At 69.6% G+C, this 13,105-nt stretch carries 10 protein-coding genes; 9 read left to right on the top strand and 1 reads right to left on the bottom strand.

Features of this window, described 5'->3' with window-relative positions; genetic code table 11:
• Positions 1 to 2: 2 nt before the first annotated feature.
• Complete coding sequence (gene queA, locus ACCC97_RS06410; RefSeq protein WP_413331895.1) at positions 3 to 1,046, bottom strand: tRNA preQ1(34) S-adenosylmethionine ribosyltransferase-isomerase QueA; 1,044 nt, start codon at positions 1,044 to 1,046, stop codon at positions 3 to 5.
• Positions 1,047 to 1,172: 126 nt separating this feature from the next.
• Between queA and ACCC97_RS06405 the strand changes: the two genes are divergently transcribed.
• The 9 genes from ACCC97_RS06405 to ACCC97_RS06365 all read left to right on the top strand — a co-directional run bounded on the left by ACCC97_RS06405 (position 1,173) and on the right by ACCC97_RS06365 (position 12,843).
• Complete coding sequence (locus ACCC97_RS06405; RefSeq protein WP_413331894.1) at positions 1,173 to 1,847, top strand: DUF4166 domain-containing protein; 675 nt, start codon at positions 1,173 to 1,175, stop codon at positions 1,845 to 1,847.
• A complete protein-coding gene (locus tag ACCC97_RS06400) occupies positions 1,844 to 3,337 on the top strand; it encodes a TIGR01777 family oxidoreductase (RefSeq protein WP_413331893.1) in 1,494 nt (497 codons plus the stop codon). Before ACCC97_RS06405 ends, ACCC97_RS06400 begins: the two co-directional genes overlap by 4 nt.
• A complete protein-coding gene (gene recG, locus ACCC97_RS06395) occupies positions 3,297 to 5,477 on the top strand; it encodes an ATP-dependent DNA helicase RecG (protein WP_413331891.1) in 2,181 nt (726 codons plus the stop codon). The genes ACCC97_RS06400 and recG overlap by 41 nt, the downstream gene beginning before the upstream one ends.
• Before the next feature lie 19 nt (positions 5,478 to 5,496).
• The gene (locus ACCC97_RS06390; protein WP_009124771.1) at positions 5,497 to 6,402 is read left to right on the top strand and encodes a LysR family transcriptional regulator; all 906 of its coding nucleotides are present in this window, start codon (positions 5,497 to 5,499) and stop codon (positions 6,400 to 6,402) included.
• A gap of 89 nt (positions 6,403 to 6,491) precedes the next feature.
• On the top strand, positions 6,492 to 7,307 hold the full coding sequence (locus ACCC97_RS06385; RefSeq protein WP_413331890.1) for a putative hydro-lyase: 816 nt from the start codon (positions 6,492 to 6,494) through the stop codon (positions 7,305 to 7,307).
• Positions 7,308 to 7,347: 40 nt separating this feature from the next.
• On the top strand, positions 7,348 to 8,640 hold the full coding sequence (locus ACCC97_RS06380; RefSeq protein WP_009124776.1) for an MFS transporter: 1,293 nt from the start codon (positions 7,348 to 7,350) through the stop codon (positions 8,638 to 8,640).
• Between the two features lie 99 nt (positions 8,641 to 8,739).
• Positions 8,740 to 9,507 (top strand): LamB/YcsF family protein, encoded by a 768-nt coding sequence (locus ACCC97_RS06375; protein WP_413331889.1) that lies wholly within the window; start codon positions 8,740 to 8,742, stop codon positions 9,505 to 9,507.
• Positions 9,508 to 9,509: 2 nt separating this feature from the next.
• On the top strand, positions 9,510 to 11,102 hold the full coding sequence (locus ACCC97_RS06370) for a 5-oxoprolinase/urea amidolyase family protein (protein WP_413331906.1): 1,593 nt from the start codon (positions 9,510 to 9,512) through the stop codon (positions 11,100 to 11,102).
• A gap of 10 nt (positions 11,103 to 11,112) precedes the next feature.
• A complete protein-coding gene (locus ACCC97_RS06365) occupies positions 11,113 to 12,843 on the top strand; it encodes an acetyl/propionyl/methylcrotonyl-CoA carboxylase subunit alpha (protein ID WP_413331888.1) in 1,731 nt (576 codons plus the stop codon).
• The last annotated feature ends 262 nt before the right edge of the window (positions 12,844 to 13,105 follow it).

Genomic DNA, 13,105 nt, shown 5'->3' with positions numbered 1-13,105 from the left:
GTTCAGTCCGTTTGTCGCGCGAGCAGCATGGCGTCGCCATAGCTGAAGAAGCGGTAGCCGTTGGCGATGGCATGGGCATACAGCGCCATCACGTGCTCGTAGCTCGCGAAGGCCGAGACCAGCATCATCAGCGTGCTCTTCGGCAAGTGGAAGTTCGTCACCAGCAAGTCGACGTGTTCGAACACGAAGCCCGGCGTGATGAAGATGCGCGTGTCGCCCGTGGCTTCGCCGCTCTTGGCCCACGATTCGAGCGTGCGCACCGTGGTCGTGCCGACCGCAACGACACGGCCGCCGCGTGCCTTGCATTCGGCAATCGCGCGCTGCGTGGCCTCGGGCACCTCATAACGCTCGGCGTGCATCGTGTGTTCGGCGATGTTCTCGGTCTTCACCGGCTGGAAGGTGCCGGCGCCCACGTGCAGCGTGACGCTGGCGCGCTGCACGCCGTGCGCATCGAGCTCGGCCAGCAGTGCCTCGTCGAAATGCAGTGCGGCGGTGGGCGCGGCCACCGCGCCGGGCACGCGTGCGAACACGGTTTGGTAGCGGCTCTCGTCGTCGGCCGAATCGGTGTGCGTGATGTAGGGCGGCAGCGGCACGTGGCCGCAGCGGGCCATCAGCGCGTACGGGTCTTCGCCCGCGTCGCTCTCGAAGCCGAAGCGGAACAGCGCGCCGTCTTCGTCCGGCCAGCGGCCCAGCAGCGTGGCGCGAAAGCCGCCGACCATCTCGAGCGTGGTGCCCACGGGCGGCTTCTTGCTGACCTTCATATGGGCGACCACCTCGTGGCCCTGCAGCACGCGCTCGACCAGCAGCTCGAGCTTGCCGCCGGTCGGCTTCTCGCCGAACAGGCGCGCCTTGACCACGCGCGTGTCGTTGAAGACGAGCAGGTCGCCCGCGCGCAGCAGCGAAGGCAGGTGTTTGAAGATGCGGTCGACTGGCGCGGGCCCCGTGCCGTCGAGCAGGCGGGAGGCGGTGCGTTCGGTGGCCGGGTGTTGCGCCACCAGCTCGGGCGGCAAGGCGAAATCGAAATCGGAAAGCGTGAAGGCGCGCATGGTGCTTGAGGGCCGGACGGGCCCGTGCCAAGGAGGCATGGGAAGAGAAGGATGCAGGAAGCGGGCGATTGTCCCATGGGCTGGAATCACGGGCTCGGCAGGGGGTTGCCGAGGCAGAATCGACGCATGGTCGATTCCTACGTCGCGCGCGTCCCGCCAGCCCCTGCTCCTCCTTCCGAAGGCGAGCTCTTCAAGAAGATCCTGGGCGGCGCCTGGATGGGACTGCACCCCGACATCCGCCGGCGCTTCGACAAGAACCCCTCGCCCGGCAAGGCGCTGCATTACCTGGGCGCGCTCAGCGAGTTGCGCTGCTCGCGCTTCGGCAAGCTGCTGGGGCACCTCACGCAGCCGATGATCCAGGGCGCGCTGATCCCCTACAGCGACAGCCACTTCCCCGTGGAGATCCAGGTCTACGCCAAGCCCGGCGACCCCGCCATCTACAAGCAGCGCATCTACCGCCTGCACGGGCGCAAGCCGATCCAGTTCACCAGCTTCATGCGCGAGAGCGAGCGCGGCGAGGTGCTGGAGTACGTCGGCATGGGCCTGGGCATGAAGCTGGTGCTGAGCGTGGAGAACGGCAGCCTGCATTTCCAGAGCGACGGCTATTTCTGGGACGTTTTCGGCTGGCGCATTCCGTTGCCCGGTGTCTTCACGCCCGGCAAGACCTTTCTCTGGCACCACAACGAGACGCCCGAGCGCTTCAACATCCGCATCGAGATCCGCCACTGGCTGATGGGCACCACCTTCACGCAGGTCGGCGTGTTCGAGGAAGTGGCCGAGCCGCAGGCGGTGGCCGCATGACGCTCGACACGCACCTGCTGGCCCTGCAGCTCATGGCGGCCCAGGGCGTGCTGGGCGCTTTCGACACGCTCTACCACCACGAGGGCACAGAGGCGCTGCCGCGGCGCGGCACGGCGGCGCGCGAGCTGGCGATCCACGCGACGCGCTCGTCCATCTACTGCGCGCTGTTCCTCGGACTGTCGGCGTGGGCCTGGCACGGCGCGTGGGCGTGGGTGCTGCTCGCGGTGTTCGGCGTCGAGATCGTGCTCACGCTGTGGGACTTCGTGGTCGAGGACGGCAGCCGCCTGCTGCCGCCCACCGAACGGGTCACGCACACGGTGCTGGCCATCAACGCCGGCGCGTTCATCGCGCTGCTGGCGATGAGCGCGGTCGGCTGGGCCGCGCAGCCGACCGCGATGGTGTGGCAGCCGCACGGCTGGCTCAGCGCGTTCCTGGCGTTGTGCGGCGTGGGCGTGGGTCTCTCGGGCCTGCGCGATGGCTTCGCGGCGCGCGCGCTGTTCGGGCAGCACAAGCAGGCGCAGGCGCGCGATGCCCTGGCGCCGGTGCGCTTCGGCACCAAGCCGCAGCATGTGCTGGTCACGGGCGGTACCGGCTTCATCGGCCAGATCCTCGTGCGCCACCTGTTGGCCGACGGCCATGCGGTGACGGTCTGGACGCGCGATGCGCGCTCGGCCGCCTGGGACTTCGGCGGCGCGGTGCGCTGCGTGCAATCGCTCCACCAGGTCCCGGCGGCCGACGATGTCGACGTGGTCGTCAACCTCGCGGGCGCGCGAATCCTGGGCATGCGCTGGAGCGAACGGCGACGCCAGCAGCTGCTCAGGAGCCGCGAAGGGCTGACGCAGCAGCTGGTGGCATGGATCGCCACGCGGCCACGCAAGCCGTGGCTGCTGCTCTCGGGCTCCGCCATCGGCTACTACGGCGTCCAGCCGCAGGGCCACGCCGCCGAACTCGCCGAAGATGCGCCGCCGCAAGAGATCTTCATGTCGCAGCTGTGCCAGCGCTGGGAGCAGGCGGCACGCGCCGCTGTCACGCACGGTGTGCACGTGGCCTGCATGCGTTTCGGCTTCGTGCTCGGCCACCAGGGCTCGCTGCCGCAGTTGCTGATGCCGGTCCGGCTCGGCATGGGCGGGCGGCTGGGCAGCGGGCGGCAATGGCTGTCGTGGGTGCATGTGCATGACCTGGTCCGCGCGATGGCGCATGTGTGGAGCGTGGCCGAACGGGCCGCGGCCCCCGCGACTGCGCAGGCTTTCAACTTCACCGCGCCCGGTGCGCTGAGCCAGGAAGAATTCACCCGCGTCGCCGCCAGCGTGCTGCACCGCCCCTGCTGGATGCCGACTCCCGCGGCGCCCGTCAGGCTGCTGCTCGGCGAGCAGGCCGACCTGCTGCTCGAAGGCCAGCGCGTGGTGCCCGCGCAGTTGCTGCGCACCGGCTTCCAGTTCATGTTCCCCGATGCCCGCAGCGCCTTGGCGGACCTTTGCCGCCCGCGCTAGAAGCCCGTCCGTGCCTCCCAAGAAAGCCCCGTCCCCTGCAGCTTCCGCGAGTGCCGCCGCGCCGGTGCCCGCAGGCCCGCCCGGCAGCGGCCTGAGCCAGGTGCAGCGCGCCTTGCGCAAGCTGGGCCTCGTGCGCGACATCGACTTCGCGCTCTACCTGCCGATGCGCTACGAGGACGAGACGCGCATCGTGCGCCTGGCCGACACGCGCGACGGCGACATGGCGCAGGTCGAAGGCGTGATCACCGAATGCGAGGTGGTGTACCGCCCGCGCCGCCAGCTGCTGGCGACCATCGACGACGGCAGCGACACCTGCCAGCTGCGCTTCTTCAACTTCTATCCCTCGCAGCAGAAGCAGCTGGCGGTCGGCGCGCGGGTGCGGGTGCGCGGCGAGGTGCGCGGCGGCTTCGTGGGGCGGCAGATGATGCATCCGAGCGTGAAGGCGGCCGGCACCGCATTGCCGAATGCGCTCACGCCGGTCTACTCCACCGTGGCCGGGCTCGCGCAGCCGGTGCTGCGGCGCGAGGTGCGTTCGGGCCTGGCGCGCGCGGTGCTCGACGAGACCATTCCGGTGCAGATCGGTCTGCGCGGCGCGTGGGATCTGCGCAGCGCACTGAGCTTCCTGCACTACCCGACGCCCGACGTGTCTATTGCCGCACTCGAAGACCACAGCCACCCGGCATGGCAGCGCATCAAGGCTGAGGAACTGCTGGCGCAGCAACTGTCGCAACTGCAGGCCCGGCTGGAGCGCGCAGCCCAGCGTGCGCCGGTGCTGCCTGCGCCGACCGAGGCGGTCGCCACTTCGCTGCATGCGCAGCTGCTCGCGGTGCTGCCCTTCGGCCTGACCGGTGCGCAGCAGCGCGTGGGCGAGGAGATCACGGCCGACCTGCACCGCCAGATCCCGATGCACCGCCTGCTGCAGGGCGACGTGGGTTCGGGCAAGACCGTGGTGGCGGCGCTGGCGGCGGCGCGCTGCATCGACGCGGGTTTCCAGTGCGCGCTGATGGCGCCCACCGAGATCCTCGCGGCCCAACACTTCGGCAAGCTGGTCGGCTGGCTCGATCCGCTGCTCGCTGCGCGCGGCCTGCGCGTGGCGTGGCTCACGGGCAGCCAGAAGAAGAAGGAGCGCGACGAGATGTCGGCGGCGGTGGAGAGCGGCCAGGCCGCGTTGGTCATCGGCACGCACGCGGTCATTTCCGAGAAGGTTCGCTTCAAGAATCTCGCACTGGCCATCATCGACGAGCAGCACCGCTTCGGCGTGGCTCAGCGTCTTGCGTTGCGCGGCAAGGCCGTCGGGCACCTGGAGCCGCATCTGCTGATGATGAGCGCCACGCCGATCCCGCGCACGCTCGCGATGAGCTACTACGCCGACCTCGACGTCTCCACGCTCGACGAGCTGCCGCCGGGCCGCACGCCCATCGTCACCAAGCTGGTGGCCGACCATCGGCGCGACGAGGTCATCGACCGCATCCACGCACAGATCGCGCAGGGCCGGCAGGTGTACTGGGTGTGCCCGCTGATCGAGGAGAGCGAGGCGGTCGACCTGCGCAACGCGACCGAAACGCGCGACGAGCTGGCCGACACGCTCGGCGAGCCCATCCAGGTCGGCCTGCTGCATTCGCGCATGCCCACGGCCGAGAAGCAGGCGGTGATGGCCGCATTCACCGCCAACGAGATTCAGGTGCTGGTGAGCACGACCGTGATCGAGGTGGGCGTCGACGTGCCCAACGCCTCGCTGATGGTGATCGAGCATGCCGAGCGCTTCGGCCTTTCGCAGCTGCACCAGCTGCGCGGCCGCGTGGGGCGCGGCGCGGCGGCCTCGGCCTGCGTGCTGCTCTATGCGCCGGGCGACAGCGGCCGTGTTGGCGAAGCGGCGCGCGCGCGGCTCAAGGCAATGGCCGAGACCGGCGACGGCTTCGAGATCGCGCGGCGCGACCTGGAGATTCGCGGTCCCGGCGAGTTCCTGGGCGCGCGGCAGTCGGGCGCACCGCTGCTGCGTTTTGCCGACCTGACGACCGATACGCTGCTGCTCGACTGGGCGCGCGAACTGGCACCGGTGATGCTGCAGAAGCACCCTGACCTGGCCCAGCGCCACATCGACCGCTGGCTCGGCACCAAGGCCGAGTATCTGAAAGCCTGATTCCGGGATCGCAACGCAAATGAACCTTCGATTCGTGGAAGCCTTCCACTGGGCGGTGGCGCTCAAGAGCATCACGCGCGCCTCCGAGAAGCTGCACCTGACCCAGTCGGCCCTGTCCAGCCGCATCGCCGCGCTTGAGCGCGAACTCGGCGTGCTGCTGCTCGACCGGCGCGACAAGCAGTTCCGCCTGACCGTGGCGGGGCAGCGCTTCCATGCCTTCGCGCAGAAGCTGCTCGAGATGCAGATGCACATCAAGGCCGAGATGGGCTCGGGCGCGGCGCGCGAGACGGTGCTGCGCGTCGGCGCCATCGAGTCGGTGGTGCACAGCTGGCTCACCGGCTGGCTCAAGCACATGCAGGCCACCCACCCGGACTTTGAGCTCGAACTCACGGTCGAAACCACGCCGGTGCTGGTCGACCAGCTGCAGCGCGGCAAGCAGGACCTGGTGTTCGCCGCGCTGCCCGCCGCCGGCGACGGCGTGCGCACGCGCGCCGTGCCGCCGATGCCCATGTGCTTCGTCGGCCACCGCGAGCTGCACCTGAAACGGCGCTACCGCCTGGCCGACCTGCTGTCGCTCGACCTGCTGACCTTCCAGCGCGGCTCTCAGCCGCACGTGGCGCTGCTCGAGCTGTTCCGCGAGGCCGGCAGCCCGCCGCCGCGCGTGCACGCGATCTCTTCGATCTCGGCCATGGCCCAGCTGGTCGAGGCGGGCTTCGGCGTCGCCACGCTGCCGCGCGCGGTGGTCGAGCCGCTGGCGCGGCGCCTGCCGCTGCGCGTGCTGCCGTGCGAAGACACGCTGGAGCCGCTGCCCATTTACGCGAGCTACCGCGACGACCCGTCGTCGCCGCTGCCGGAGGCCGCGCTCGGCTCCGCCGTGGTGCATGCCTCGCACCGCCAGGGGTCATCGAAAAAATCGATGAGCTGAGCGAGAAACTTTGCGTTGGCGTTCGTGAGCGCGCATTCCCACAATCCGGCGCATCACAACACAGCGATGCATTGCGCATCGGGAACGCCATGTCGAGCCGCCATTCCTTCGAACAACAACCCGGTCCCTCGAGCAGCGCGCTGGCCGTGCGCCTTGCCGCCCGCAGCGGCGCGCTGAACACGCACACCAGCGGCCTCGCCAGCGCCCACGCGCAGGGCAACCTGGTGATCCTGCCGAAGTCGCATGCCGGCGACTTCCTGCGCTTCTGCCAGGCCAACCCCAAGCCCTGTCCGCTGTTGGGCGTGTCCGAGGCCGGTGACCCGGCGCTGCCGGTGCTCGGCGAGGACATCGACATCCGCACCGACCTGCCGCGCTACCGCGTCTGGCGCGAAGGCGAACTGGTCGACGAGCCTACCGACGTTCGGGCGCTCTGGCGCGACGACCTGGTGAGCTTCGTGATCGGCTGCTCCTTCACCTTCGAGCATGCGCTGATGGCCGAGGGCATCGCGCTGCGCCACGTCGCGCAGGGCCGCAACGTGGCGATGTACCGCACCTCGATCGAGACCGTGCCGGCGGATCCGTTCCACGGGCCGATGGTGGTGTCGATGCGACCGCTGCGCGCGGCCGACGCTATCCGCGCGGTGCAGATCACCTCGCGCTTTCCGGCCGTGCACGGCGCGCCGGTGCACATCGGCGATCCGGCGCTGATCGGCATCCGCGCCATCGGCGTGCCGGACTACGGCGATGCCGTGGAGGTGATGCCCGACGAGCTCCCCGTGTTCTGGGCCTGCGGCGTGACGCCCCAGGCCGTGCTGGCGGCCGCGCGGCTGCCGTTCGCGATCACCCATGCACCGGGCGCGATGCTCGTTACCGACCTGCTGCACCACCGCCTGGCGGCCTTCTAGGCTGCCCTTTTTTTCACCCGAGACCCAGGAGACCACGACCATGAAGAGCACCCTCGATGCAGCCCCCGCGGCCGGCGATGCGCCTGCCGGCGAGAACTGGCTGCGCACGCTCAATCCCAACGAGAAGCGCACGCTCGCCGCGTCTTTCAGCGGCTACGCGGTCGACGCGTTCGACTACTACACGCTGCCGCTGGTCACGCCGATCCTGCTGTCGCTGTGGGGCATGAGCAAGACCGAGGTCGGCCTGATCGGCACCGCCACGCTGGTCGCCTCGGCCATCGGCGGCTGGGTGGCGGGCATCCTGGCCGACATGTATGGCCGCGTGCGCATCCTGCAGCTGACGATCCTGGTGTTCGCGATCTTCACCTTCGCCTGCGGCCTGTCGCGCACGCCCGAGGAACTGCTGATCGCCCGCACGCTGCAGGGCCTGGGCTTCGGCGGCGAATGGGCGGTGGGCTCGGTGCTCATCGCCGAGATGATCCGGCCGGCCTACCGCGGCAAGGCCGTGGGGCTGGTGCAGAGCAGCTGGGCCATCGGCTGGGGAGCGGCGGTGCTGGTGTCGATGGCGCTGTTCTCGTTCCTGCCTGCGGAGATCTCGTGGCGTGCGATGTTCCTGCTGGGCCTGCTGCCGGCGCTGCTGATCGTCTTCATCCGCCGCTCGATCCGCGACCCGGAAATCTACGTGCAAAGCCGAGCTGCCGTGGCGCGCGGCGAACGCAGCGGCAATTTCCTCGCGATCTTCAAGCCCGGCATGCTCGGCACCACGGTGCTCGCGAGCCTGCTGTTCACCGGCATGCAGGGCGGCTACTACGCCATCGGCGTCTGGCTGCCGACCTTCCTGAAGAACGAGCGCCATCTCACCGTGCTGGGCTCGGGCGGCTACCAGTTCATGTTCATCGTGGGCGCCTTCATCGGCTACCTGTGCGGTGCCTACCTGTCGGACCGCCTTGGCCGGCGCCGCGCCTTCATCCTGTTCGCCGTCGGCGCCGGTTCGCTGGTCTATGCCTACACGCTGCTGCCCATTACGGACGGCCTGATGCTGCTGCTGGGTTTTCCGCTGGGCTTCTTCATGTCGGGCATCTTCAGCGGCGCGGGTGCCTTCCTGGCCGAGCTGTTTCCCAACGAGCTGCGCGGTTCGGGGCAGGGCTTTTGCTACAACTTCGGACGCGGCATCGGCGCCACCTTCCCCGCGTTGGTCGGCGTGCTGAGCGACCGCATGCACCTGCCGCTGGGTACCGCCATCGGCGTGTGCGCGGCCATCGCCTACGCCATGGTGGTCCTGGTGGCCCTGTGCCTGCCCGAGACGCGCGGGCGCGATCTGCGCCAAAACTGATCCGGCGCATTCCCTCTTCGTTCGCGTGACCGCCTGCCCCCGGCAGGCAGGCCGCCTGCATTGAACCGAGAGCGCGCATCACCGCGCGCCGGGACGAACATGAACATCGACTTGAACAGCGACCTCGGCGAGAGCCTGGGCGTATGGCGCATGGGCGACGACGCCGCCATGCTTTCTCTCGTGAGCAGCGCCAATGTGGCCTGCGGCTTCCATGCGGGCGACCCGGCCGGCATTTTGCGCACGCTGCGCCAGGCGAAGGAGCGCGGCGTTGCCGTCGGCGCCCACGTGGCCTACCGCGACCTCGTGGGCTTCGGGCGCCGCAACATGGACGTCGACAGCGCCGACCTGCGCGCCGACGTCATCTACCAGATCGGCGCGCTCAAAGGCCTTGCCGCCGCTGCCGGCACCACAGTGCGCTACGTGAAGCCGCATGGCGCGCTCTACAACACCATCGCCCACGACGAGCGCCAGGCGCGCGACGTGATCGCTGCCATGCGCGAGATCGACCCCGGCCTGTGTCTGGTGGCGCTGGCGGGTTCGCCGCTGCTGGGCTGGGCGCGCGGCGAAGGCCTGCGCGCCGTGGCCGAAGCCTTTGCCGACCGCGCCTACACGCCGCAGGGCACGCTGGTGTCGCGCCGTGAACCCGGCGCGGTGCTGCACGATGCCGACGAAGTGGCCGCGCGCATGCTGCGGCTGGCCACCGACGGCGTGGTCACGGCCATCGACGGCAGCACGGTGCGCATCGAGGCCGAGTCGGTCTGCGTGCACGGCGACAGCCCGGGCGCGGTCGAGATGGCGCGCCAGGTGCGCGCGCGGCTCGAACAGGCAGGCGTGACGATCCGCTCCTTCGTGGATTCAGCCGCATGACGATGCGCTTCCTGCCGGTCAACCTGAATGCGGTGCTGGTCGAACTCGACGACCTGCCGCAGACCCTCGCGCTGCTGGCCTCGCTGCGCGCCGAACCCATCGCGGGCATCGAAGAATTGGTTCCTGCCGCGCGCACGCTGCTGATCACTTTCCGCCCGGCTGCGATTGCGGCCGATGAACTCGTGCGGCGGGTCGGCGGGCGCAGCCTCGACGCGCGCGAGACGCGCATCGACAAGCGCATCGAGATTCCCGTGCGCTACGACGGTGAAGACCTGGCCGAGGTGGCCGGTCTGCTGGGCATCGCGCCCGAGGAGGTGGTTCGCCGCCACACCGGCAGCGACTACACCGTCGCCTTCACCGGCTTCGCGCCGGGCTTTGCTTATCTTTCAGGCGGGCACCCGAGCCTGAACGTGCCGCGCCGCACGGTGCCGCGCACGCGTATTCCGGCGGGCGCGGTCGGCCTTGCGGGCAGCTTCAGCGGCGTCTACCCGCAGGCCAGCCCCGGCGGCTGGCAGATCATCGGCATCACCGATGCGCCGATGTGGGACCTGGCGCGCGAGACGCCGGCGCTGCTGCAGCCGGGCGACGCGGTGCGCTTCGTGGATGTCACCGGATTGCCGCTGGCTGTGCCTGTGGCCACGGCGTCCGCGCCTTCGCAACCCGCTGCTGTGGATGGCGGCTGCGCCTTCGAGATTCGCGCTGCGGGGCTGCAGGCGCTGCTGCAGGATGGCGGCCGGCACGGCCAGGCCGGTCAGGGCGTGTCGGCCTCCGGTGCGATGGATCAGCGCTCGCTGCAGGCGGCCAACCGGCTGGTCGGCAACGCATCGGACATGGCCTGCGTGGAGATCGCCTATGGCGGCTTCCAGCTTGCATGCCGTGGCGACGCGGTGGTCGCCATCACCGGCGCGGACGGCCCCGTCACGCTGACCCGCGCCGATGGCGCGAAGTGGCCGCTGCCGCGCTACCAGCCCATCGCGCTGGCCGATGGCGACGTGCTGGCGCTGGGCGAGCCGCAGGCCGGCATCCGCAGCTACATCGCCGTGCGCGGCGGCTTCGACATCTCGCCCGTGCTCGGCAGTCTCTCGACCGACACGCTGGCCCGCGTCGGCCCGCCAGCCATCGCCGCGGGCGACGTGCTGCCCGTGCGCGCGGTCGCCACCGGCGCCGTGGTCGGTGCGCCCGAAACGCCGCCGGCGGACCTGCCCACCGTGCAGGAAGAAGTCGTGCTCGACATCGTGTTCGGCCCGCGCACCGACTGGTTCACGCCCGATGCGGTCGAGCTTCTGTGCAGCCAGCGGTGGGCGGTCACGCCGCAATCGAACCGCGTCGGCATCCGGCTCGCGGGCGAGGTGCCGCTGGCACGCGCCAATCACGCAGAGCTGCCCAGCGAGGGCACGGCGCGCGGCTCGATCCAGGTGCCGCCCAGCGGCCAGCCCGTGCTGTTCCTGGCCGACCATCCGCTGACCGGCGGCTATCCCGTGATCGCCTCCGTCGCCACCCATCACCTGGACCGCGCGGGGCAGATCCCCGTGAATGCGCGCGTCCGCTTCAAGCCGATGGCCGACGCCGGCTTTGTTGAAACCCTTGCACCGTGAGAGCTTCCCGATGAAAAAACTCCTGATCGCCAACCGCGGCGAAATTGCCGTGCGCATCGCACGCGCTTGCGCCGACCACGGCGTGCAATCGGTCGCGGTGTATGCCGACGCCGACCTGAATGCGCTGCACGTGCGCATGGCCGACGAGGCCTACGGGCTCGATGGCAACAAGCCCGCCGACACCTACCTGAACATCGCCAAGCTGCTCGCGGTGGCCGCGCGCAGCGGCGCCGATGCGGTGCACCCGGGCTACGGCTTTCTCTCGGAGAGTGCGGCGTTCGCGCAGGCCGTCATCGACGCCGGCCTCACGTGGGTCGGCCCCTCGCCCGCGGCCATCGCGATGCTGGGCGACAAGGTGCAGGCCCGCAAGCTCGCGATGAAGGTCGGCGCGCCGCTGGTCGCGGGCACGGCCGATCCGGTGAAGAACGCTGGCGAGGTGCTCGCCTTCGCCGAGAAGCACGGCCTGCCGGTCGCGATCAAGGCCGCGTTCGGCGGCGGCGGCCGCGGCATCAAGGTGGCGTGGCGGCTCGACGAGGTGGAAGACCTCTACGAATCGGCGGTGCGCGAGGCGGTGACGGCGTTCGGCCGCGGCGAGTGCTATGTCGAGCAGTTCCTCGACCGCCCGCGCCACGTCGAGGCGCAGGTGCTGGCCGACACGCACGGCAACGTTGTGGTGCTCGGCACGCGCGACTGCTCGCTGCAGCGGCGCAACCAGAAGCTGGTCGAAGAGGCGCCCGCGCCCTTCCTGAGTGACGAGCAGCGCGAACGCATTCACCAGTCGGCGCGCGACATCTGCGCGGAAGCCGGCTACACGGGCGCCGGCACGGTCGAGTTCATGCTGAGCGCGAGCGGTGCGATCTCTTTTCTCGAAGTGAACACGCGGCTGCAGGTGGAGCATCCGGTGACGGAGGAAACCACGGGCATCGACCTCGTGATCGAGCAGCTGCGCATTGCCGAGGGGCTGCCCTTGTCGATCAGGCAGACGCCGGTGCCGCGCGGCCATGCCTTCGAGTTCCGCATCAACGCCGAGGACGTGGGGCGCGGCTTCATGCCTTCGCCCGGGCCGGTCAAGGTGTTCGATGCGCCTTCGGGCCCCGGCGTGCGTGTCGATGCCGGTGTGGATGCCGGCTCGCAGGTGCCGGGCACCTTCGATTCGCTGATGGCCAAGCTCATCGTCACCGGCGCCACGCGCGAGCAGGCCGTCGCGCGGGCGCGCCGTGCGCTCAAGGAGTTCCGCATCGAGGGCCTGCCCACGGTGCTGCCATTCCACCGCGCCGTGATGGCGCACCCCGACTTCGTGTCGGGCGATGCATTCAAGGTGCACACGCGCTGGATCGAGACCGACTTCGCGAATGGCGAGGCCGCTGCGATGCGACCTGACCCGATGCCCGGCACGGCGCTGTTGCGCACGGCGATCGAAGTGGATGGGCGGCGGATGTCGCTGGGCTTGCCGGCCGTGCTGTTGAGTGGTTTGTCGTCTGCGGCTGCTGGTGGTGCGGGCATCGCAACGGCAGAACCGGCAGTGGCAGACGCCGCCGCCGTGGCCGCGCCGGTATCGGGCACGGTGCAAGGCTGGAAGGTGGCTGATGGCGACGAGGTCGCGGCGGGCAGCGTCATCGCCGTGATGGAGGCGATGAAGATGGAAATGCAGGTGCTCGCGCACCGGGCGGGGCGCATCGCTTTCTCGGTCGCCGCGGGTGGATACGTGGCCGCTGGCGCCGCCATTGCAACCATCGGCTGACATCGCGAGCCGGCTTGGGCAGCGATGAAAACCCTACTCGCCGCTGACGCAGTTGTTGCATCGCAACATGCTTTCGTGGCGCTTTTTTCTTGCCATACGACGAAAGGGCTCGGATTCCAGAAAGCGCGAATCGGGTGATTACTTCCCGATGAAATCTTTCGCGCTCAATGCCTCGTGCGACATGTTTTTACCCGGAAAACCGTCTCAGAAATTGTTGAAACGGCTTGTACATTGATTCGGAGTTAACGCTGCCGATTCATTC

Source organism: Variovorax sp. Varisp85 (assembly GCF_047304045.1).
In the GTDB taxonomy this organism is placed as follows: Bacteria; Pseudomonadota; Gammaproteobacteria; order Burkholderiales; family Burkholderiaceae_C; genus Variovorax.
Note: the sequence above shows the minus strand (reverse complement) of the source record. Positions and strands in the feature narration are given on the sequence as shown.